Source organism: Jatrophihabitans sp. YIM 134969 (assembly GCF_054456675.1).
Genome location: NZ_JBTJEQ010000066.1, coordinates 1 through 21117, shown reverse-complemented (window position 1 = coordinate 21117; position 21117 = coordinate 1). Strand labels below are relative to the sequence as shown.

20 protein-coding genes are annotated in these 21117 nt (G+C 73.3%); 9 read left to right on the top strand and 11 right to left on the bottom strand.

The genetic code is table 11. The annotated features are described in order from the left end of the window. Positions 1 to 203: 203 nt before the first annotated feature. From ACXR2U_RS22185 to dnaA, 4 genes are all read right to left on the bottom strand, one after another. The gene (locus ACXR2U_RS22185; RefSeq protein ID WP_458827269.1) at positions 204 to 830 is read right to left on the bottom strand and encodes a DUF721 domain-containing protein; all 627 of its coding nucleotides are present in this window, start codon (positions 828 to 830) and stop codon (positions 204 to 206) included. Continuing rightward, positions 827 to 1990, bottom strand: a complete 1164-nt coding sequence (recF, locus tag ACXR2U_RS22180; RefSeq protein WP_458827268.1) for a DNA replication/repair protein RecF — start codon at positions 1988 to 1990, stop codon at positions 827 to 829. Before recF ends, ACXR2U_RS22185 begins: the two co-directional genes overlap by 4 nt. Positions 1991 to 2030: 40 nt before the next feature. After that, complete coding sequence (gene dnaN / locus ACXR2U_RS22175) at positions 2031 to 3191, bottom strand: DNA polymerase III subunit beta (protein ID WP_458827267.1); 1161 nt, start codon at positions 3189 to 3191, stop codon at positions 2031 to 2033. Between the two features lie 496 nt (positions 3192 to 3687). After that, complete coding sequence (gene dnaA, locus ACXR2U_RS22170; protein WP_458827271.1) at positions 3688 to 5130, bottom strand: chromosomal replication initiator protein DnaA; 1443 nt, start codon at positions 5128 to 5130, stop codon at positions 3688 to 3690. A 680-nt stretch (positions 5131 to 5810) separates the two neighbouring features. On the opposite strand from dnaA, the gene rpmH reads away from it, so the two are divergent. The 8 genes from rpmH to ACXR2U_RS22130 all read left to right on the top strand — a co-directional run bounded on the left by rpmH (position 5811) and on the right by ACXR2U_RS22130 (position 11420). Next, the gene (gene rpmH / locus ACXR2U_RS22165; protein ID WP_458827266.1) at positions 5811 to 5948 is read left to right on the top strand and encodes a 50S ribosomal protein L34; all 138 of its coding nucleotides are present in this window, start codon (positions 5811 to 5813) and stop codon (positions 5946 to 5948) included. Positions 5949 to 6007: 59 nt separating this feature from the next. Further along, on the top strand, positions 6008 to 6352 hold the full coding sequence (rnpA, locus tag ACXR2U_RS22160) for a ribonuclease P protein component (RefSeq protein WP_458827265.1): 345 nt from the start codon (positions 6008 to 6010) through the stop codon (positions 6350 to 6352). Beyond that, positions 6349 to 6588: a membrane protein insertion efficiency factor YidD gene (gene yidD, locus ACXR2U_RS22155; protein WP_458827264.1), complete on the top strand. Its 240-nt coding sequence runs from the start codon at positions 6349 to 6351 to the stop codon at positions 6586 to 6588. Before rnpA ends, yidD begins: the two co-directional genes overlap by 4 nt. Before the next feature lie 14 nt (positions 6589 to 6602). Continuing rightward, positions 6603 to 7742: a membrane protein insertase YidC gene (gene yidC, locus ACXR2U_RS22150; protein ID WP_458827263.1), complete on the top strand. Its 1140-nt coding sequence runs from the start codon at positions 6603 to 6605 to the stop codon at positions 7740 to 7742. Positions 7743 to 7844: 102 nt separating this feature from the next. Beyond that, entirely contained in the window at positions 7845 to 8531 is a 687-nt protein-coding gene (locus ACXR2U_RS22145; RefSeq protein WP_458827262.1) for a Jag family protein, read from the top strand. A gap of 50 nt (positions 8532 to 8581) precedes the next feature. Further along, positions 8582 to 9289, top strand: coding sequence for a 16S rRNA (guanine(527)-N(7))-methyltransferase RsmG (rsmG, locus tag ACXR2U_RS22140; protein WP_458827261.1), 708 nt, complete (start codon positions 8582 to 8584; stop codon positions 9287 to 9289). After that, positions 9286 to 10308, top strand: coding sequence for a ParA family protein (locus ACXR2U_RS22135; protein WP_458827260.1), 1023 nt, complete (start codon positions 9286 to 9288; stop codon positions 10306 to 10308). Before rsmG ends, ACXR2U_RS22135 begins: the two co-directional genes overlap by 4 nt. After that, entirely contained in the window at positions 10305 to 11420 is a 1116-nt protein-coding gene (locus ACXR2U_RS22130; RefSeq protein ID WP_458827259.1) for a ParB/RepB/Spo0J family partition protein, read from the top strand. Before ACXR2U_RS22135 ends, ACXR2U_RS22130 begins: the two co-directional genes overlap by 4 nt. 56 nt (positions 11421 to 11476) lie before the next feature. Here ACXR2U_RS22130 and ACXR2U_RS22125 read toward each other — a convergent pair whose 3' ends face one another. After that, positions 11477 to 12118: a nitroreductase family protein gene (locus ACXR2U_RS22125; RefSeq protein WP_458827258.1), complete on the bottom strand. Its 642-nt coding sequence runs from the start codon at positions 12116 to 12118 to the stop codon at positions 11477 to 11479. Between the two features lie 57 nt (positions 12119 to 12175). Between ACXR2U_RS22125 and ACXR2U_RS22120 the strand changes: the two genes are divergently transcribed. Then, positions 12176 to 13387 (top strand): pyridoxal phosphate-dependent aminotransferase, encoded by a 1212-nt coding sequence (locus ACXR2U_RS22120; RefSeq protein ID WP_458827257.1) that lies wholly within the window; start codon positions 12176 to 12178, stop codon positions 13385 to 13387. A 225-nt stretch (positions 13388 to 13612) separates the two neighbouring features. Here the strand turns inward: ACXR2U_RS22120 and ACXR2U_RS22115 are convergent, their stop codons facing one another. The 6 genes from ACXR2U_RS22115 to ACXR2U_RS22090 form a co-directional block, all read right to left on the bottom strand. Continuing rightward, complete coding sequence (locus ACXR2U_RS22115; protein WP_458827256.1) at positions 13613 to 14725, bottom strand: N-acetylmuramoyl-L-alanine amidase; 1113 nt, start codon at positions 14723 to 14725, stop codon at positions 13613 to 13615. A 154-nt stretch (positions 14726 to 14879) separates the two neighbouring features. Next, positions 14880 to 15209 (bottom strand): thioredoxin, encoded by a 330-nt coding sequence (trxA, locus tag ACXR2U_RS22110; RefSeq protein WP_458827255.1) that lies wholly within the window; start codon positions 15207 to 15209, stop codon positions 14880 to 14882. Between the two features lie 115 nt (positions 15210 to 15324). Next, positions 15325 to 16293 (bottom strand): thioredoxin-disulfide reductase, encoded by a 969-nt coding sequence (gene trxB / locus ACXR2U_RS22105; protein ID WP_458827254.1) that lies wholly within the window; start codon positions 16291 to 16293, stop codon positions 15325 to 15327. A 5-nt stretch (positions 16294 to 16298) separates the two neighbouring features. Then, complete coding sequence (murJ, locus tag ACXR2U_RS22100; protein WP_458827253.1) at positions 16299 to 18407, bottom strand: murein biosynthesis integral membrane protein MurJ; 2109 nt, start codon at positions 18405 to 18407, stop codon at positions 16299 to 16301. Next, positions 18404 to 20590, bottom strand: a complete 2187-nt coding sequence (locus ACXR2U_RS22095) for a DUF6049 family protein (RefSeq protein ID WP_458827252.1) — start codon at positions 20588 to 20590, stop codon at positions 18404 to 18406. Before ACXR2U_RS22095 ends, murJ begins: the two co-directional genes overlap by 4 nt. Continuing rightward, complete coding sequence (locus ACXR2U_RS22090) at positions 20587 to 21021, bottom strand: NUDIX hydrolase (protein ID WP_458827270.1); 435 nt, start codon at positions 21019 to 21021, stop codon at positions 20587 to 20589. Before ACXR2U_RS22090 ends, ACXR2U_RS22095 begins: the two co-directional genes overlap by 4 nt. Positions 21022 to 21117 lie beyond the last annotated feature (96 nt).

Sequence of the window (21117 nt, the reverse complement as noted above, 5' to 3'; positions counted from 1 at the left end):
CCGCCTTCGGGTTCCACACCGCAACACCACTGATCGCCCTGGCCATGCTCCACCTCGGCGGCCACCGACCCCAACTACCCCGACGGCACCCACACATCAGTCAGTAGACCCCAAATTTCCGACCACTCGCGGGGTGAGGTGACCACTCGCCGGAACCGGGCGGCCAAAGCGACCGGGACGACGAGGTCCTCGGGGTCGGCGGGTCAGCCGTAGGTGTCGCGGGGGCCGCGGTGGCCCTGGACCGAGCGGGGGCCGTGGCGCCAGCTCGGGGCGACCGGGCCGGTGACGCTGACGCGCTGCACCACCCCGCGACCGACCTGCTCCTCGATGCGGGTCAGCATCGTGGTCGCGAGCATCCGCAGCTGGGTGGCCCAGGCCGTCGTCTCCGCGGCGAGTTTGAGTTCGCCGTTGACCAGCGAGGTCGGCGAGCAGTGGGCGGCGACGTCCGGGCCGACGATCGTGGCCCAGTCGGACAGCACCCGGGCCTGGGCCATCGTGGCGTCCCACCCGCGCGCGGTGACGAACCCCTCCAGCACCGACCCGACCCGCACCGGGTCCAGGGCGTCGGGCCGGGCGCCGCTCCACCCCTCGCGCTTGCCCTCCCGCTGGTCCCCGGGCCGGAACCGTGCCCGGCCGACCGGCCGGCGACGTCGGGCGCCCGGGGGCAGGTGTTCGCCGCGTGTGCGGGCGAGCAGGTCGTGCGCGAGGTCGGCTTCCTCGACGTCCTCGTCGTCGGCCTCCTCGAGGTCGGCTCCGTCGTCGACCTCGGCGTCCCCGTCGACCCCGTCGACCCCGTCGACCCCGTCCTGGGAGTCTTCGGGGTCGTTCACGACGGCTCCGGTCGGGCGGTGAGCACGCCGTCACGGACATCGACGCGGTCTCCGGCGATCCCGGCGGGGACGTCGGCGTCGACCGCTGCGGTGACGAGCACCTGTTCACTGTCCCGCGCCACGCCCACCAGGTGGTCGCGACGGGCGACGTCGAGTTCGGCGAACACGTCGTCGAGCAGCAGGACCGGCTCCCCGCCGTCGGCGCGGAGCAGTTCCAGGCTCCCGAGCCGCAGGGCCAGCGCGACCGACCACGACTCCCCGTGGCTCGCGTAGCCGCGTACCGGCAGCTCGCCCGCCCCCGACGACGCGAGGGTCAGCACCAGGTCGTCGCGGTGCGGCCCGACCAGGCTCACCCCGCGTTCCAGTTCGGCCGGGCGGGCCGCGGCCATCGCCGCGAGCAGCAGCGCGCGGTACGCCTCGGCGTCCCCGGGGTCCGGTGCGGTGGTCTCGACGTGCTCCAGCGCCGCCGGCCGGTAGGCGAGCCCGAGCCGGGCGCCCGGGGCGAGCGCGGCGTAGGCCCCGGCGGCGGGGCCGGCGAGGTCCGCGACCAGGGCGGTGCGGCTGGCGGTGAGCTCGGCGCCGTGGGACGCCAGGTGGTCGTTCCAGACGTCGAGGGTCGACAGGTCCGGGGTGCGACCGCCGCGCCGCGCCCCCAGCGCCGACTTCAGCAGGGTGGTCCGCTGCTTCAGCGTGCGGTCGTAGTCGGCCCGCACGCCCGCGAACCGGGGGCTGCGGGTCACGAGCAGGTCGTCGAGGAACCGGCGGCGCTCGGTCGGGTCGCCGCGCACGATGGCGAGGTCCTCGGGCGCGAACACCACCGTGCGCAGCACCCCGGTCAGGTCCCGCGCCCGCGGCAGCGCGGTGGTGTTGATCCGGGCCTTGTTGGCCCGCCCCGGGGTGATGGTGACCTCCAGGCGCAGCTCGCGACCGTCGGAGACGACCGCCCCGCGCACGGTCGCGGCTTCCGCGCCCGCCCGCACGAGCGGGGCGTCGACCCCGGTCCGGTGCGAGGACAGCGTCGACAGGTAGCCGACGGCCTCCAGCAGGTTGGTCTTGCCCTGCCCGTTCGAGCCGACCAGCGCCGTCGCGCCGGGCCGCAACGCCAGCTCCGCCGAGGGCCAGCTGCGGAAGTCCAGCAGCGACAGGTGACGGAGGTACACGGGGGCGACGGACGAGACGCCGGGGCGGGGTTCTGCCGGGTCAGCCCGGCAGCCGCACCGGCATGATCAGGTAGGTGTAGTCGGGGTCCTCGGCGCCGGCGTGCTCGGTCTGCTCGTCCGCGGCCGGCCGGATCACGGCGGGCTTGGTCGGCGTCGTGAACAGCAGCCGGGCGGTGGTCGCCTCGACCGCGCCCAGGCCGTCGAGCAGGAACGTCGGGTTGAAGGCGGTGGTGAAGCCGTCGCCGTCGAACTCGACCTCGAGCTGCTCCTCGGCGCGGCCCTCGTCCTCGCCACCGGCGGACAGCGTGAGCGTCGCGGTGTCGCTGCCGAACTCCAGCCGGACGGGCGTGCCGCGGTCGGCGACGAGCGCGACGCGCTTGACGGCCTCCTGCAGCGCCGGGACCGACACCTCGGCGTGGGCGAGCCACTCCGAGGGCAGCAGCGACCGGTAGGCCGGGAACTGGGCGTCGAGCAGGCGGGTGGTGGCGCGGCGGCCGCCGGCGGAGAAGCCGATGATGCCGGCGCCGCTGCCCGAACCGCCCGCGCCGGACAACGACACGGTGAGCTCGTCGGCGGTCACCAGGCTGCGGGCGGCGTCGTGCAGGGTGCGGGCGGGGACGAGGACCTGGACGGGCTCGGCTCCGGGGGCGTCGGGGGTCCAGACCAGCTCGCGGACGGCGAGGCGGTAGCGGTCGGTGGCGGCGAGGGTGAGCTTCTCGCCGTCGATCTCCATCCGCACGCCGGTGAGCATCGGCAGGGTGTCGTCGCGGCCGGCGGCGATCGCGACCTGGGCGACGGCCCGGGCGAACGCGTGGCTGTCGACGACGCCCGCGGTCGAGGGCATGTCCGGGAGCCGCGGGTAGTCCTCGACCGGCAGGGTCGGCAGCGTGAAGCGGGAGTTCCCGCAGACGACGGTGACCCGCGCGCCCTCGACGGTGACGTCGACCGGGTGCGCCGGCAGGGCCTTGGTGATGTCGGCCAGGAGGCGACCCGAGACCAGGGTCTGGCCGTCGGTGCCCGCGACGACGTCGATGTCGACCTCGGTCGAGGCCTCGAGGTCGAAGCCCGACACGGTGAGGACGTCACCGGCGACGACGAGGCGCAGGCCCGCGAGCACCGGCATGGTCGGGCGGGCGGCGAGGCTGCGCGCGGCCCAGGAGACGGCGTCGGCGAGCGCGTCGCGTTCCACGCGGAACTTCATGGAGCCTCCAGCACGGTTCGGGATGTCACGCGGAACCACACGACCGCGGGTGGGTCAGCTTGCCACGTCGGGCGCGCGGCGAGGAACGGCCCCGTCGACGGCCGTGGTCGTCCACTGCCCGTCCTGCTGTGGGATCTGCTCGAGGGGATGACAACTCCCGTTGTTCGTCATCACCGCTGTGGAACCTGGGGAGGACGGACGAACTCCCTGGTCGGTCGCGTGTCGGGGGTGTGGACGCGTGGGGGACGGCCGTGACCAGGTGCAGGCTCGGACGTGGACGGCAGGTGACGTCCACCCGTCGTCCACATGACGCCGCCCGTTGTCCACACGGCACCCCACAGCTTGTGCACGCACGTCGACGGGTCGCGACCGCGGTGTCGGGGCGGGTCCCGGGAACGCCGCAGCGCCCCACACCGGGGTGCGGGGCGCTGCGGGTGACGGGTCGGGCGGTCGTGGCCGACACGAGGGTCGAGGGTGGGTGGGTCGACGTGGGAGCTCAGTCCCGTCCGCGGGACTTGATGCGGGCCGTGAGCTCGCTGATCTGGTTGTAGACCGTGAGCCGCTCGCTCATGACCTGCCGGATCTTGCGTTCGGCGTGCAGCACCGTGGTGTGGTCGCGGCCGCCGAAGGTCTGGCCGATCTTCGGCAACGACAACTCGGTGAGCTCACGGCACAGGTACATCGCGATCTGCCGCGCCTCGACCAGCACCCGGCTGCGGGAACCGCCGGTGAGGTCGTCCATCGAGACGCTGTAGTACTCGGCGCAGACGGCCATGATCGTCGCGACCGTGATCGCCGGGGAGTCGTGGGCGCTGATGAGGTCCTTCAGCACCGTCTCGGTGAGGCCGATGTCGACGCGTTGCTTGGACAGCGACGCGAAGGCGATGACCCGGATCAACGCGCCCTCGAGTTCGCGGATGTTGCTCTGGATCCGCGTCGCGATGAACTCCAGGACGTCCGGCGGCGGGTCCATGCCCTCGGTCGCGGCCTTCTTGCGCAGGATCGCGATGCGGGTCTCGAGGTCGGGCGCCTGGACGTCCGTGATCAGGCCCCACTCGAAGCGGGTGCGTAGGCGGTCCTCCAGCGTCGACAGCTGCCGGGGTGGGCGGTCGGAGGAGATGACGATCTGCTTGTTGGCGTTGTGGAGCGTGTTGAAGGTGTGGAAGAACTCCTCCTGCGTGCGCTCGGCGCGTTCCAGGAACTGGATGTCGTCGATGAGCAGCAGGTCGACCGAGCGGTAGCGGGCCTGGAACGCCTGCATCTTGTCGTCGCGCAGGCTGTTGATGAAGTCGTTGGTGAACTCCTCCGAGCTCACGTACCGCGTGCGCAGCGCCGGCAGCAGCCGCTGGCCGTACTCCCCGATCGCGTGCAGCAGGTGGGTCTTGCCCAGCCCGGACTCGCCGTAGATGAACAGCGGGTTGTAGGCCCTGGCCGGGGCCTCGGCGACCGCGACGGCCGCGGCGTGGGAGAACCGGTTCGAGCTGCCGATGACGAACGTGTCGAAGGTGTACTTCGGGTTCAGTCGGCTCGCACTGGCCGCACCGCGGCCGATCGACACCACGGTGGCGTCGCGGGGACCGCTGGGTCCCTCGAGTCTCGACGTCTCGAGACCCGCCTCCGGCATCGGCGGGGCCGGTGTCGACTCGACCGGGGCCGACGAGGCCACGGCGAGCGCGCCACGGTCGATCGGGCCGGTGGTGGTGCTCGGACCCTGGTGCTCGCTCACGGTGATGGCGACGCGGATGTCGCGGCCGAGTTCGGCGCTGAGCGCGCCGTCGAGCACCTGCCGCAGGTGGTTCTCGAGGTACTCGCGGGCCATCTCGTGGGGTGCGGCGAGCAGTGCGGTGTTCTCGACGATGCCGAGCGGCAGGGTCAGCGACAACCAGGCGCGCTGCTGGCCGCGGGCACCGCCGAGGCCCTCGGCGTCGAGGCGGTCCATGATCCGGCCCCAGAGACGGCCGAGGTCCGGCTGGCCGGGTGCGGGCGTGGTCGGGGCGAGCTCCGGGTCGTTCACGGGCGTCGCAGGGTCGTGCTGATCATCGAGGCTCTCCCCCTGTTGCAGATGTCCCGCGGCGCCGGCCACGGCGGATGGTGCACCGGCTGCGGTGGTGCGGGCCCGGACGAGCGGTGGTCCGGACACCGACTCCACTGTCGTGCGTCGGCCTCCTGACCCCGGCGGGGGACTCCCTGTTGACGGTCGTCCGTCACACGGCAGGGCCGACAGTCTGCCCTCGACGACGGGAGTGCGGGGAGGCGTCGTCCACAACGGAGTCCACAGGCTGTGGACACCGTCGGGGCGCCGTTCGGGGGGTCGGCTGTCGGCCTGGCGCGAGGACGGAACCTAACAGCGTCGTTCGGCGCGGCACAATGGGGTGGCGCCCCTCAACGTGGGGTCGAGGGGGTCGTTCCCGGCGTGTCGCGGCGCAGCGGCGGCGGTGCGGTGGTAGTCCGCCCGCGGAGGTGGTTTGACCCCTCTCACGGGGAGTCCGTACCGTGGTGGTGGTCCGCGCCCACGCGGACCCCGTTCTCGTCGTGCGTCGCGGTCCCCTGGGCCCGCGGAGCACGCCCGCCGTCGGCGGGAGGAGACGGTTCCTCGTTGCGAAGTGTGGAGTCAGACCGGTGAGCAAGCGGACCTTCCAGCCCAACAACCGTCGGCGGGCCAAGACCCACGGCTTCCGGCTGCGCATGCGGACCCGTGCCGGCCGCGCCATCATCGCGACCCGCCGGGGCAAGGGCCGCGCGAAGCTGTCGGCCTGACCGACGCCTCGCCGTCGGCCGCGTCGCACCCGCCCGTCACGCCTGCAGCTGAGGTCCTCGTGTTGCCCGCCGCGCACCGCATGCGGCGCGGCGAGGACTTCACCGCCACGACCCGCAAGGGTCGTCGGGCGCGGGCTGGTTCGGTGGTGGTGCACCACCTCCCGGGTGACGACGACTCCCCGGCCCTGGTCGGGTTCGTCGTGGGCAAGGCCGTCGGCAACTCCGTGGTCCGCCACCGGGTCGCCCGGCGGCTGCGGGCCCAGATGATGCCGATGCTCGAGGGGTTCCCGGCCGGCAGCCGGACCGTGGTGCGGGCGTTGCCGCCCGCCGCGACCGCCGCCTCTGTTGCATTGAGCAACGATCTGCACGACGCTCGGCGTCGCCTCGAGCGGAGCGGGCGGTGAGTCCCGCCGCGCGGGTCTTCGTCGCCCTGGTCACCGTGTACCGGCAGGCGTGGAGCCCGCGGTCGCTGCCGTCGTGCCGGTACCTGCCGACCTGCAGCGAGTACGCCGTCGACGCCGTCCGTGAGCACGGCGCGATCCGCGGCGGCTGGCTCGCCCTGCGGCGCGTGTCGCGCTGCCACCCGTTCCACGCGGGCGGGTACGACCCCGTCCCCCACGCCGCCCAGCCGCACGGCTGACAGGAGACCGCGAGATGCTCGACTTCCTCTACTACGCCGTGTCGTGGGTGCTGCTGCGGTGGCACGACCTGATGAACCTCATCGGGTTGGACCCGGCCGGCGGCGTCAACTGGGTGCTGTCGATCGTGCTGCTGGTCGTCACCGCCCGGTTGCTGCTGTTCCGGCTGTTCATCAAGCAGGTCCACTACCAGCGCAAGATGCAGGAGATGCAGCCCCGGCTGTCGGCCATCCGGGAGAAGTACAAGAACGACAAGGCCGCCCAGCAGCGCGAGATGATGGCGCTGCAGCAGCAGGAGGGCTTCAACCCGCTCGCCGGGTGTCTGCCGCTGGTCGCGCAGTTGCCGGTGTTCATCGGCCTCCTGCACGTGCTGCGTCACCTCGCGACTTCGTCGCTGCCGAACTACCCGACGAGCCAGCTGACGCTCTACGGCTTCAGCGCCCAGCAGACCACCGACGCCGGTCGCGCCACGTTCTTCACGGCCCCGATCTCGGCGCAGTTCCAGAACACCAACAACATCATCGAGCGCCTCGGTGGCGACGTCAGCACCACGCGCATCGTCATCACGGTGCTGCTGCTGGTGTCGGCCGCCGCCACCTTCATCACCCAGCGCCAGGTCATGGCCCGCGCGACCACCACGCCCGAGGGCACGCAGGCGCTGGTCCAGAAGGCGATGCTCTACCTGATCCCGCTGGGCGTGCTCGCCTCCGGCTTCGTCTTCAACTTCCCGCTCGGCGTCCTCATCTACTGGTTCACCTCGAACCTCTGGACGATGGCGCAGCAGTTCTACATCAACAAGTTCCACCCCAACACGCCCGCCGAGGCCGCCGCAGCGGCCGCCGCCGCGGGCGCCGGGCAGACCGGCAAGGCGCTCGCGCCCAAGCCCGGCCAGAAGCCGAACCGCAACCGCACCGCCCCGCCGGCGGGCGCGCCGAACCTCACCAAGGACGAGCCGACGGCCGCCGAGCCCGCCGCCGACGCCGGTGCGAGCGCCAAGCGGTCGGCCGCAGGCCGCACCGGTCAGGCGTCCACCCGGGGTGGCGGCACGGCGCGCACGTCGCCCGGGAGCAACGGGGCCTCGGCGTCCGCCGCACCCCGACCCGGCCAGAAACCGGCGCCCGGCCGCAAACCCGGGCAGGCGAAGAAGCGTCGCTGAGGCGCGCTCCTCCCCGAACCTGTCCACCACCCACGTCGTCCCGCCAGGTCAGCCGGCGGGACCGGACGGCTGCGAGGCCGTCGACCCACCGAGGAGTGCCACATGATCGACACACCCACCGACCAGCCCGACACCGCGCTCGACGCCGCGGACGTCACGGCGCCCGCGGACAGCTCGGCCCCGGATGACGCCGTGGTGTCGGACGACGCCACGGTCGTCGAGGCCGACGCCGACCCCGCCGCCGAGTCCGACGCGGACGCGGACGCGGACGACGAGTCCGAGGACGGCGAGGAGGGCGAGGAGGGCGAGGAGGGCGACGACCGTGACGCCCTGCTCGTCCAGGAGGGCGACATCGCGGCCGACTACCTCGAGCAGCTGCTCGACATCGTCGACTTCGACGGCGACATCGACCTCGACGTCGAGAACGACCGCGCCGTGGTGTCGATCGAGGGCGAGGACCTCGGAGCGCTGGTCGGCCCGCGTGGGGAGACCCTCGACGCGCTGCAGGAGCTCACCCGCCTCGCGGTGGCGCAGAAGACCGGCACCCGCAGCCGCCTCATGCTCGACGTCGGCGGTCACCGCGCGCGTCGCCGTCAGCAGTTGCAGGAGCTCGCGAGCTCGACGGCGGAGAAGGTCACGGCCGACGGCGAGTCCGTCCGGCTCGCCCCGATGAACCCGTTCGAGCGCAAGGTCGTCCACGACGCCATCGCGGCCATCGACGGGGTGCACTCGGAGTCCGAGGGCGAAGAGCCCTCCCGCCGGGTCGTCGTCCTGCCGGACGCGAGCTGAGCGTTCCCACCGGTCCGTCCGAGGCGTCCGAGACGTCCGAGGGACCGGCGGTGCCCGACCGGGTCGAGCAGTCCCCGCGACCCGAGGTTCCCGAGCCGCCAGCGGACGCGGCCGAGCTGTTCGGCGACGCCCTGCCGGGGCTCGAGGCGTTCGCCCGGATCCTCGCCGGTGCCGGCATCGAGCGGGGTCTGCTCGGCCCGCGCGAGGTGCCCCGGCTGTGGGACCGGCACCTGGTCAACTCCGCCGCCGTCGCGCAGCTGATCCCGCAGACGCCGGGGCTGTCGGCGGTCGACGTCGGGTCCGGCGCCGGCCTGCCCGGTCTCGTGGTGGCGTTGGTGCGGCCGGAGCTGGCCGTGACGCTGGTCGACGCCACCCGTCGGCGGACCGCGTTCCTCGCCGAGGCCGTGGCCGAACTCGGGCTGACCGAGCGGGTCCGGGTGGTCACCGGGCGGGTCGAGGAGCGGGCGGTCCGGGCGGAGGTCGGCCGGCACGACATCGTGCTGTCCCGTGCCGTCGCCGAGCTCCCCCAGCTCGCCCGGTGGTGTTTGCCGCTGGTCACCGACGCTGGCACAGTGCTCGCGGTGAAGGGGGCTCGGGCACGCGACGAGGTCGCGGCCGGGCAGGGTGAGGTCCGTCGCGCCGGCGGCACGGTCGCGGGCGTCACCGAGATCGACTTCGGCGGACAGATCACCACGGTCGTCGAGCTGCGACGGCGGCCCCGTGTTTCACGTGAAACAGGAAGGCGTGGTGCGAAGTGAGCGAGAACGCCGGACCCGCGGTCGAGCCTGAGTCGGCTCCCCGGGAGACGGAGCTCGATGTTCCACGTGAAACGGTGGAGGACGACTTCGCCGACAGCCCGATCGCCCGCGAGGCACGGCAGGCGGTCGAGGTGCGCAACGTGCGGCAGGAGGTCTGGCCCCGGCCGGCGGCGACCCGGGTCATCACGGTCGCCAACCAGAAGGGCGGGGTCGGCAAGACGACCAGCACCGTCAACGTCGCGGCGTCCCTCGCCCAGCACGGGCTGCGGGTGCTGGTCATCGACCTCGACCCGCAGGGCAACGCCAGCACGGCCCTCGGCATCGAGCACGTGGTCGGGAGCCCGTCGATCTACGACGTCCTGCTCGGCGGCAAGTCACTGGTCGACGTCCGGTCGGTGTCGGAACAGGTCGGTCCGAACCTGACCTGCGTCCCGGCGACCATCGACCTCGCCGGCGCGGACATCGAGCTCACCGCGGCGGTCGCCCGCGAGTTCCGGGTCCGCCGGGCCCTCGACGTCCTGCTCCAGCACCAGACCGGCGAGGACCGCCTGGACTACGTGCTCATCGACTGCCCGCCGTCGTTGGGCTTGCTCACCCTCAACGCGCTGGTCGCCGGGCGTGAGCTGTTGATCCCCATCCAGTGCGAGTACTACGCCCTCGAGGGCCTCGCGCAGCTGCTCAACACCGTCGAGTTGGTGCAGGCACACCTCAACCCGGACCTCGCGGTGAGCACGGTGCTGCTGACCATGTACGACAGCCGCACCCGCCTCGCCGACCAGGTCGCGTCCGAGGTCCGCACCCACTTCGGCGACGTCGTGGTCGAGGCGGTCATCCCGCGCAACGTCCGGGTGTCCGAAGCGCCCGGCTTCGGACAGACGGTGATGACCTACGACCCCGGATCGCGAGGAGCGATGGGGTACCTGCAGGCGGCCCGTGAGATCGCCTTCCGGGCCGAGCGGGCACCGGCCGCCGACACCGCGCCGACCGACGGCGCCTCCGAGAACGGGGAACAGCAGTGAGTGCGAGCACGCGGGGGCACGGGGGCAAGCCCGGCAAGGGCGGTCTGGGCCGTGGCCTGGGTGCGCTGATCCCGTCCGCGCCGGTGGTGTCACCCCCCGTCGACTCGGCGACCTCGATCGCGTTGCCGGCGGACGTCGCGCCCGACCCGGACATGGCCGTGGAGGCGGACGACGCGACGACCGGTCCGGACGCGACGTCAGCGGCGGAGGCGCCGACCGGTGTTCCACGTGAAACCGCCAGCGACGAGACACCGGACGACGGCTCGCTCCGGGCCGTGCCGGGCGCGCGGATGGCCGAGGTCGCGGTGGCCGACATCCGGGCCAACGCCTCCCAGCCCCGGTCGGTCTTCGACGACGACGCCCTCGCCGAGCTGACCCACTCGATCCGCGAGTTCGGGGTGCTGCAGCCGGTGGTGGTCCGCCCGACGTCCGAGGGCGACACCCCGTACGAGCTGGTCATGGGGGAGCGGCGGCTGCGGGCCTCGATCGCCGCCGGTCTCGAGCGCATCCCGGCGGTCGTGCGCGAGACGGCCGACGACGCCATGCTCCGCGACGCCCTGCTCGAGAACATCCACCGCGCCCAGCTCAACCCGCTCGAGGAGGCGGCCGCCTACCAGCAGCTGCTCGAGGAGTTCGGCGCCACCCACGAGGACCTCGCCCACCGCATCGGTCGCAGCCGCTCGCAGGTCACCAACACCATCCGGCTGATGAACCTGCCGGTCGCGGTGCAGCGCCGGGTGGCCGCGGGGGTGCTGTCGGCCGGTCACGCCCGCGCGCTGCTCGGCCTGCCGGACGCCGCCGCCCAGGAGGCGCTCGCCACCCGTGTCGTCGCCGAGGGGATGTCGGTGCGGGCCACCGAGGAGGCCGTCGCCCTCGCGCTGCACGACGGCCCGGCCAAGGCCCGCAAGCCCGGCCGCACCTTCACCGCCCCCGCGCTGGGGGAGCTCGCCGGCAAGCTGTCCGACGTCTTCGACACCCGCGTCAAGGTCGACCTCGGCCGCCGCAAGGGCCGCATCACGGTCGAGTTCGCCACCGTCGACGACCTGGAACGCATCGTCTCGCTCATGGCGCCCCACCTCGACCCGCGCCGCGAACCGGGCCCCACGGACTGACCTCGCCGGGCCCGACCGGCCGCGCCACCCGGACGGGACCGGGGGCCGGCGCCGTGTCAGGCGCTCCAGCGACCGCGCCGCACCACCTCGTCGACCGGGCGCCGGGCACGGCCACGGCCGCCCGTCGCCCCGGGCGCGGGGTGCCCGACGGTGACGATGCCGACCGGGCGGTAGCGGGCGGGGACGCCGAAGGCCTCGCGCACGGCGTCCCACCGGTCGGCGGGGACGCCGGCCAGGCAGGCACCGAGGCCGTGGTCGGTCGCCCCGAGCAGCACGAGCAGCGCGGCCATGCCGGTGTCGACGTCCCACCACGGCACCGGCCAGTCCGGCGGCGGGCTCGTCGCCGGCGTTGCGGCCGAGGGCACGGGGGAGGTCACGGCGATGCTGCTGCGGGCCTTGTCGGCCCGGGCGTACCGGCGGGCGTAGGCGTCCGGGTCGGAGAGCGCGAGCAGCAGCACCGGCGCGGTGCGCATGCCGGCGACCCAGCTGTCGCCGCCGTCGGGTGCCGTCAACGCCCAGTACCGGTCCACGTCGGTCGGTGTGTCCAGGACGAGGAACCCCCAGCCCTGGCTGAACCCGGCCGAGGGGGCTTGCACCGCCAGCGCCAGCAGGGCGTCCACGGTTTCACGTGGAACACCGCGATCCGGGTCGTACCGCCGGACCATCCGACGGCGCCGGACCACCTCGCCGAACTCCACGTGTCGCCTCCCGGGGCTCGCTCGATTCTGCCTTGGCCGGTGTGCCAACCTCGTGGGGTGGAACTCCTCCAGTCTCGCAAGCTCGCCACGGTCACCTACGACATCCGGGGGCCGCTGCTCGCCGAGGCTCGTCGCCTGGAGGACGAGGGCCGCCGGATCCTCAAACTCAACATCGGGAACCCGGCCCACTTCGGCTTCGAGGCGCCGGAGGAGATCATCGTCGACGTCGTGCGCCACCTCGGCCCGGCCCAGGGCTACAGCGACAGCCACGGCATCATGGCCGCGCGCACCGCGATCGTGCAGCACTACCAGACCTTCGGCATCGACGCCGACGTCGACGACATCTGGCTCGGCAACGGCGTCAGCGAGCTCATCTCGATGGTCCTGCAGGGGATGCTCGACGCCGGCGACGAGGTGCTCATCCCGGCGCCGGACTACCCGCTGTGGACGGCGTCGACCAGCCTCGCGGGCGGCGAGCCGGTGCACTACCTCTGCGACGAGTCACAGGGCTGGATCCCCGACCTCGACGACCTCGAGGCCAAGATCACCGAGCGCACCAAGGCGATCGTGGTCATCAACCCGAACAACCCCACCGGCGCGGTCTACCCGACCCCGGTGCTCGAGCGCATCGCCGAACTCGCGCGGCAGCACGGCCTGGTCGTGCTGGCCGACGAGATCTACGACAAGATCCTCTACGACGACGCCACCCACACCCCGTTCGCGGCGCTGGCGCCCGACGTCCTCACCCTCACCCTCAACGGCCTGTCGAAGGCCTACCGGCTCGCGGGCTTCCGCTCGGCCTGGCTCATGGTCACCGGCCCCAAGCGGCACGCGGCGAACTACCTCGAGGGCATCGAGATCCTCGCCAACCTGCGGCTGTGCGCGAACGTGCCCGGGCAGTACGCGGTGCAGACCGCGCTCGGCGGCCGGCAGAGCATCCGCGACCTGGTGCTGCCGGGCGGGCGGTTGCGCGAGCAGCGCGACGCCGCGGTCACGGCGCTGCGGGAGATCCCCGGGGTCTCGGTCACCCAGCCGCTCGGCGCGATGTACGTCTTCCCGCGCTTCGACCCCGAGGTCTACCGGATCGAGAACGACGAGGCGTTCGTCATGGACTTCCTGCGCGAGCACCACGTGCTGGTCATCCAGGGCACGGGGTTCAACTGGCCGCACCACGACCACCTGCGGATCGTCACGCTGCCGGAGCCGGCCGTCCTGACCGAGGCCATCGGCCGGCTCGGGGAGTTCTGCGCGGCGTACCGCGCCGCCTGAGGCACCCGCGCGGGGATGGCGTCAACCCTCCCCAGGGGTGTGTCAACAGCTGTGGACGACGCCTGTGGACAAACGCTTCCAGGCCCCGCTCGCCGGGCACATCGTTCAGTCGCCGAACCGTCCGGTGGACACCTTCCGCCGCCACCGGATCCACACCCGTCAACAGGATGTGGACAGGCCTGTGGACGACGGGGTGTGGACGTTAGACGGGGTGGGGGAACGCGGTCAGGACGCGGCGGGCATCCGCATGACGCCGGTCTCGGGATCGGCGTCACGGGGGAGGTACAGCCGCTGGACCGCGACGAGGATGCCCTCGGCGACGTGGTCCCGGAACCCGGGCTGGAGCAGGCGCTCACGGTCGGCCTCGTTGGACAGGTAGCCGACCTCGACCCGCACGGCGGGCATGCGGGTCAGGCGCAGCAGCTCCCACGACTTGGCGTGGGTGCGGCCGTCGAGCAGCCCGGTCCGGGCCACGACCTCGCGCTGGACCAGCTCGGCCAGGCGCTCACCGATCGAGCTGGAGGTCTCGCGGACGCCGTAGTGGAACGTGGCGATCCCGTTCGGGGCGGGGGAGTCGCTGCGGTCGACGTGCAGGGAGATGACGACGTCGGCCGCGACGTCGTTGGCGAACGCGGCCCGCTCGGCCTCGGTCGGCCCGGAACCCGGTCCGCGGGTCAGCCACGAGGTCACGCCGATGGCGGTGAGCCGGCCCTCGAGGCGGGTGGCGAGGTCCCAGGTGAGGTCGGACTCGCTGATCCACCCCTCCCGTTCGCCGGCGTCGCCGCCGCCGTGGCCGGGGTCGATGACGATCCGCTTGCCCAGCAGGCTCGGCCCGGACTGGGCGACGGCCATCATGTCGCGCAGCAGCTGCGGCCGTCCGCCCACCACCCGGCGTCCGAGCTGCTTGAGCGCCCGCAGCGTCACCGGTCCGCACACGGCGTCCGGGCGCAGACCCGAGTCGTGCTGGAACGACCGGAGGGCCTCCGCGGTGGAGGTGCCGAACACGCCGTCGGGGCGCCCGGCGCGGTAGCCGAGCTCGATGAGCTGGTCCTGCAGCGCCATGACGTCGTCGCCGACCAGCACCGCGGTGGCGTTGTGGGCGAGCACGCGGTCGCCGAGCTGCCAGCGGGCGGCCTGCAGGGCCGCCTCCGTGTCGCGGCCCACCAGGCCGTCGACCGACAGCCCACGGCGTTGCTGGAAGGCGCGGACGGCGTTCTCGACGGCGGCGTCGAACACCTCGGTGTCGCTGCCGGAGTTGCGCAGCAGACCCAGCTCGGCGAGCGCACGGCGCAGGGCCGCGACGTCGGGTCCGGTCTGACCAGGGCGCAGCACGGGCACGGCGGTCGGGCACTCCTCACGTTGTCGGGCACGGCGCCGGCTGGCGCGGGGACAGCCGTCGATTGTGCCAGCCGTCACCCGGCGGGCAGACGAAAGCCCCGCCACCCCCCTCCGCAACCGGAGGAACGGGGGTGACGGGGCTGGAGTCGGTGGTTCAGCCGATGTAGTCGGACAGGTCGCGCAGCAGCGCGGCCTTCGGCTTCGCGCCGACGATCGACTTGACGACCTCGCCGCCCTTGAAGACCGACATCGTCGGGATCGACATGATGCCGTACTGGCGGGCGATCTGCGGGTTCTCGTCGATGTTCACCTTGGCGACGGTGATCTTGTCGCCGTACTCACCGGCGATCTCCTCGAGGACCGGGGCGACCATCTTGCACGGCCCGCACCACTCGGCCCAGAAGTCGACGAGCACCGGCTGGTCGGCGGTGAGGACGTCGTCCGCGAAGCTCGCGTCGGTCACGGTCTTGGTGTTGGCGCCCATGGTGGTCGCTCCTGTTCCTGGGTGGATGCTGGCTGGCGGTGGTACGGGGCTCGCTGGTGGTGGAACGCCCGGAGGCGTCCCCCCATTCCGGCGAGACGGCGGGTGGGTGGCGGGGTCAGACGACCGCGGCGTCGGTCGCGGCGTCGAGCAGGTCCGCGCGCGCGGCGAGGAAGCGCTCGGCGTCGAGCGCCGCCTGGCAGCCCGAGCCCGCAGCCGTGATGGCTTGCATGTAGGTGTGGTCGACGAGGTCGCCCGCGGCGAACACGCCCGGCACGTTGGTGCGGGTGGTGTGCGCCTCGGTGAGGACGTAGCCGTTCTCGTCGAGGTGCACCTGGCCCTTGACCAGGTCGCTGCGCGGGTCGTGGCCGACCGCGACGAACAGGCCGGTGACGGGCAGCGGGGTCGTGGTGCCGTCGACGGTCGAGCGCAGGGTGACGCCGCTGAGCGTGCCCTCGCCGTGGATCGTGTCGACCTGCTGGTTCCAGGCGAAGCGGATCTTGGGGTCGTTCTCGGCCCGCTCGGCCATGATCCGGCTGGCCCGCAGGGTGTCGCGGCGGTGGACGATCGTCACGGTCTTCGCGAACCGGGACAGGAACGTCGCCTCCTCGACAGCGGAGTCGCCGCCGCCGACCACGGCGATGTCCTGGTCGCGGAAGAAGAAGCCGTCACACGTCGCACACCACGACACGCCGTGGCCGGACAGCTGGTCCTCACCGTCGACCCCGAGCTTGCGGTAGGCCGAGCCCATCGCGAGCACGACGGCGTCGGCGGTGTACTCGGCGTCGTGGGTGCGCACGATCTTGACCGAGCCGGTGAGGTCGAGCGCGACGACGTCGTCGGAGACCAGCTCCGCGCCGAACTTGTCCGCCTGCTCGCGGATCTGCGACATGAGTTCGGGGCCCATGATCCCGCCCGGGAAGCCGGGGAAGTTCTCGACCTCGGTGGTGTTCATGAGCGCGCCGCCGTACTGGCTGCCCTCGAACACCAGCGGCGCGAGGTCCGCACGGGCGAGGTAGAGCGCGGCGGTGTACCCGGCGGGCCCGGAGCCCACGACGATGACGTCGCGGTGGCGGGTGTCGGTCATGTGAGTCAGTCCTCCGGTCGGGGCAGTACCTGTGCTTCCGAGTCTGCCTGCTCAACCGCCGCGGGGGTCCCGGTGTTCCGTGTGGAGCCCGGCCGGACCACCGCCGCGAGGTCCCGGATCTCCGGGATCCGCGTGACCCACGCGACGGCCACCATGACGGCCCCGCCGAGCACGGCACCGGCGAGCAGGCCGGTCACGGCCGTCACGCGCGGGCCGTCGAACAGCGCGTTCGCGCCGAGCACCGCGAGCAGCGCGACGGCCGCCCCGACGGCCGAGGCCAGTGCGATCCGCAGGACGGTGACGCCGACGGCACGGAACCCGAGCGTCCCGAGCCGCCGCTGCAGCAGGACGTGCCCGATGACCATGCCGACGACGTAGGACAGCGACGTCCCGACCCCGAGGGCCTCGATGACGTGCCGGTCGGAGTCGAACAGCGTCACCGCGAGCAGGACGACGACGACCTTCGAGGCCACCATGCCGACGTTGATGAGCGTGGGGGTGCGGGCGTCCCGCATGGCGTAGAAGACGCGCAGCTGCAGCATGACGATCGCGAACGGCAACAACCCGAACGCCGACATCGCGAGCACGACGCCGACCAGGGACGCGGCGGACGGCTCGAACTTGCCGACGAGGATCGCGGTGGTGAGCGACGGCCCGAGCACGATGAGCCCGAAGGTGATCGGGACCAGCGCCACGGCCGACAACCGCGCGCCGAGCCCGAGGTCGTCGACGACCGCCCGCAGGTCGCCGTTGGCCGCGGCCCGGCTCATCCGGGGCATGAGCGCGGTGAGCAGCGAGACGCCGACGATGCCGTACGGCACCTGGAACAGCAGGTCGGCGTAGACGAACGTCGAGTAGCCGGTGTCGCCCTGGCTGGTGCCGACCCGTTGGATCACCACGACGCCGACCTGGCTCGCGGCGACGTAGCCCAACACCCACAACCCCAGCGTGCGGACCTCGCGCAGGCGGCCGTTCTCCTCGGCCGACGTGGCCCGGAAGCGCCACCTCCAGCGGAACCCGCTGCGCCGCAGGGCCGGGACGACCGCGAGGGCCTGCACGACGATGCCGAGCGTGGTGCCGATGCCGAGCACGAGGATCTGGGCGGTCGTGATGCCGGCGATGGTGGGGGTGTCGCCCGGCATCACGAGGAACACCGCGACGGTCGCGAGGACGACCACGTTGTTCCAGACCGGCGCCCACGCGCCGGGGCCGAACACGCCGCGGGAGTTCAGGACGGCCACGAACAACGCACTGATGCCGTAGAAGAAGATCTCCGGCAGCAGCAGGGTCGCGAAGATCGTCGTGAGCGGCCGTTTGGCCTGCTCGCCGACCACCACGGCGGTGATGAGCGGCGCGGCGAGCACCGCGAGCATGGTGGCCACGCCGAGTGCGGCCGTCGCGATGGACAGCAGTCGCTGGGTGTACGCCTCGCCGCGGTCGCGGTCGTGTTCCTGGGCGAAGACGATGAGCGGGATGAGGACGCTGGAGAGCACGCCGCCGACCAGCAACTCGTAGACCATGTTCGGCAGGGCGTTCGCCGAGTTGTACGGGTCGCTGATGTTGCCGGCGATGCTGCCGAGCACCGCGGCGATCGCCACCGTGCGCAACAGTCCGGTGACCCGGCTGGTGAGCGAGGCGATGGCCATGGTCCGGCTCGAGGACAGGATGCCGCGGTTGCTCTCCGCGGCGGGCGCTGCACCTGCGGCGGGGGCGACGGTGTCGGCCGGCCCGTCGGCGTCGGCATCCGGTGCGGCGGGCTCGGGCGTCGCCGGCTCGGTGGCGGGTGGTGTGGTGGCGTCGTCGTGCGGTCGGTGCCGGCGGCTGCCCGCGTAGGTGACGTGACTCCAGGTGTCGGAGCCACCCGCCTCGTAGAGCACGGCGGCGGACCAGCCGCCGTGGTCGCCCATGCCGGTGCCGGTGCCCGCGGCGACGGGATCGGCGCCGACGGTCGGGCCGATGCCCGTGGCGAGCGCGGCGTACCCGGCGTCGAGGGCGGTCTCCGGCTCGGCGGGCGGGCTGGGTTCGTCCGGCGCGACGGTGTCGACCCCGCCGGCGTGGTCGTCCACGGGCGTCGTTGCACCGTGCAACGTCGGCGAGCTCCAGTCGTCGGTCACGATTCCCTCGCGGACACGGGGCTCCGCCCTTCCTCCGGTCGGAGGGGGTCCGGTCCGGTCCCGTCCGATCCTGCCCTCGACCGGGTGAACAGCCGGCGTACGCCACGCACGAGCAGGGCGAGGAACAGCAGGGCGCCCGCGCTGTAGGTGACGATCTGGCCGACCGCGCCGACGGCGGTGCTGTTCACCGTGATCGTGGCGGGCGAGCCGATCATCGTGCCGTCGCGGGTCCGGAGCGAGACCGCGGCCTCGAACCGGCCGGAACGGGTGACCCGCGTCGGGACCTGGACCGTCTGCCGCGTGCGGGGCCCGAGTTCGACGAACTGCTGGTTGCCCGCCTGGAAGCCGGTGGTGCGTCCGAGCGGGGTGACGTCGACCCGCACCCGCACCGCCACCGCGAGGTTGTTCGCCACCGTGAGCAGCAGCGGGGCGTCGGCGCTGGCGAGGCTGTAGCCGCCGGTGGGGCGGACCACGACCTGGACGGCGGAGCTCAGGGCGTCGGCCCGGGCGGTGAGGTCGGCGGTGGACCGGGCGGCGGCGGCCGCGGGTGCGGCGGCCCAGCTGTTGGACCCCGCCCGCTGGATCCGCTCCGGGAGGTCACCGACGACCGTGTCGGCGCCCGACACCACCGCCGTGCGCACGGTGGCCGCGCTCGTGGTCGCGACCGCGGCCGCGTCGACGGCGGCGGCGAGCTGGCCCGGCGGCGCGCTGCTCTGGGCCGCGAGCAGTTCGGGGCGCCCGACCCCGCCGGCGGCGAGGGCGGTGAGCGGCGAGGTGGGTGTCCCCAGCGAGGTCGTGGCGAGCACCGCGCGGGCGGCGGCGGCCGGGTCCACGTCGAGGCCGCGGGCCGGGACGACGAGCACGAGGCGGGTGTCGCTGGGGTGCTGCACGCTGGTCATGGCGGCCCGGACGACCAGCCGCTGGAGGGCGTCCGCGGGATCGTCCGCCCCCAGTCCGGTCGCCGCGTCCGCCTCGTCGGTGAGCGCCGGGTCGGCGAGCAACCCAGGCGTGGTCCGTGTCGCACCCCGGTTCGCGGTGAGCGCCACGAGGGCCCCGTCGTCCTCGGTGTCGGCGGTGGTCACCACCCGGGTCGCGCCGGCGGTGCGCAGCGCCGTGACCGCTCCGGCGTTCAGGTCGGCCTCGACCGGCCAGGCGAGGTCGTGGGGCAGCACCCGGCCGGCCGGCAGGCGCAGGGCGGCGGCGATCCGCGCGGTCGTGGCGTCGTCGGCGACACCGCTCGCCGCCACGCCGCGGGCGGCGTAGGCGACCAGGTCGGGGTCGGACGGTGCGGTGAACCGCACGTCGTGGTCGGCGACGACGGCGGCGAGGCGCGCCAGCCACTCCGACGCGGCGGTGCCACCGGTACCGGGTGTGGGGGCCGACGTGTCGGCGGCCTGGACCGTGTAACCGCGGGTCATGGTGATGAGCTCGTCGAGGATCTCGGGGTCGAGCAGCAGCAGCATGCTCCGGGCCACGCCCGGCGTGCGGGTCTCGGCGGCATCGACCCGCTCGACGGTCTGCAGCGCCCGGTCGAGACGGCCGCCGTCCGAGACCGAGGCTGCGAGGTCGTCGTCGGTGAAGACCGAACCGGCCGTCAGGCGGTGCGGCCGGTCGAGCAGCGGCCACAGCCAGCCGACGTCGACCGGGGAGGAGACGCCGAGCAGGGACGGTAGGTAGGTCTGGGTCCGGGCGACGGTGCCGCGGTCGCCGTCCGGGGCGTCCGCGGCCGTGACCAGCAGGTCGAGGGCGTAGACGCTCTGGAAGCACAGGCAGATGCCGGTGGCCTCGGAGGAGGTGTCGAAGCGGTAGTCGACCCGGACGGTCGCGCCGGCACCGAGGGTGGTCGGTCCGGCCTGGCGGGGTCCGGGGGTGGTGGAGTCGCTCTCCTCGATCGCGTCGCCGGCGAACGCCGAGGTGAGCCCGGCGCCCGTGGTGATCGGTGCACTGCGCAACGACGAGATCCCCACGTCGTACAGGGGTTTTTCACTCGTGTTCGTGATACGGAGCGGGATGGTGACGTCCTGCGGCTGGTTCGCGTCCGGTGCCGGTGGGTTCACCGTCCCGGCCAGCTGCACGGTCGCCGAACCGGTGGGCGGAGCGGCGGAGGCGGAGGACGCCTGGGGGAGGAACACGCCGAGCAGCACCGCCACGGCCACCGCCGCGGCGCGTCGGGGCCCTCTCACGCGGTGTCGGCGAGCAGCCGTCCGGCGGTGTCGACCAGGGTGCGCTCGTCGGGGTAGGCCAGCTTGGCGCTGATCGCGGGCAGCGGCACCCAGGCCACCTCGGTGACCTCGACGTCCTCGTCGGACAGCTCGCCGCCGGTGGCGCGCAGCAGGAAGTGGTGCACGGTCTTGTGCACCCGGCGGCCGTCGGCCACGAACCAGAAGTCGATGGTGCCGAGTTCGGCGACGATGACGCCGCTGATCCCGGTCTCCTCCTCGACCTCGCGGACCGCGGCCTGCTCGCGGGTCTCACCCGGCTCGACGTGACCCTTGGGCAGCGACCACAGCAGCCGGCCGCGGCGGTCGGTGCGGCCGATGAGCGCGCCGCGGGGGACGTCGCCGTCGAGGTCGACCACCAGGCCACCGGCCGAGGTCTCGTCGACGCGGGTCAGCGGCCGCCGGCGGGGGCGCGCACCGTTCTGGGCCCCCGCGTCGCGGGCGGAGGCGTCGGACCCGGGGGTGCGTGGGCGGTGGGTCGGTGGGCCGGC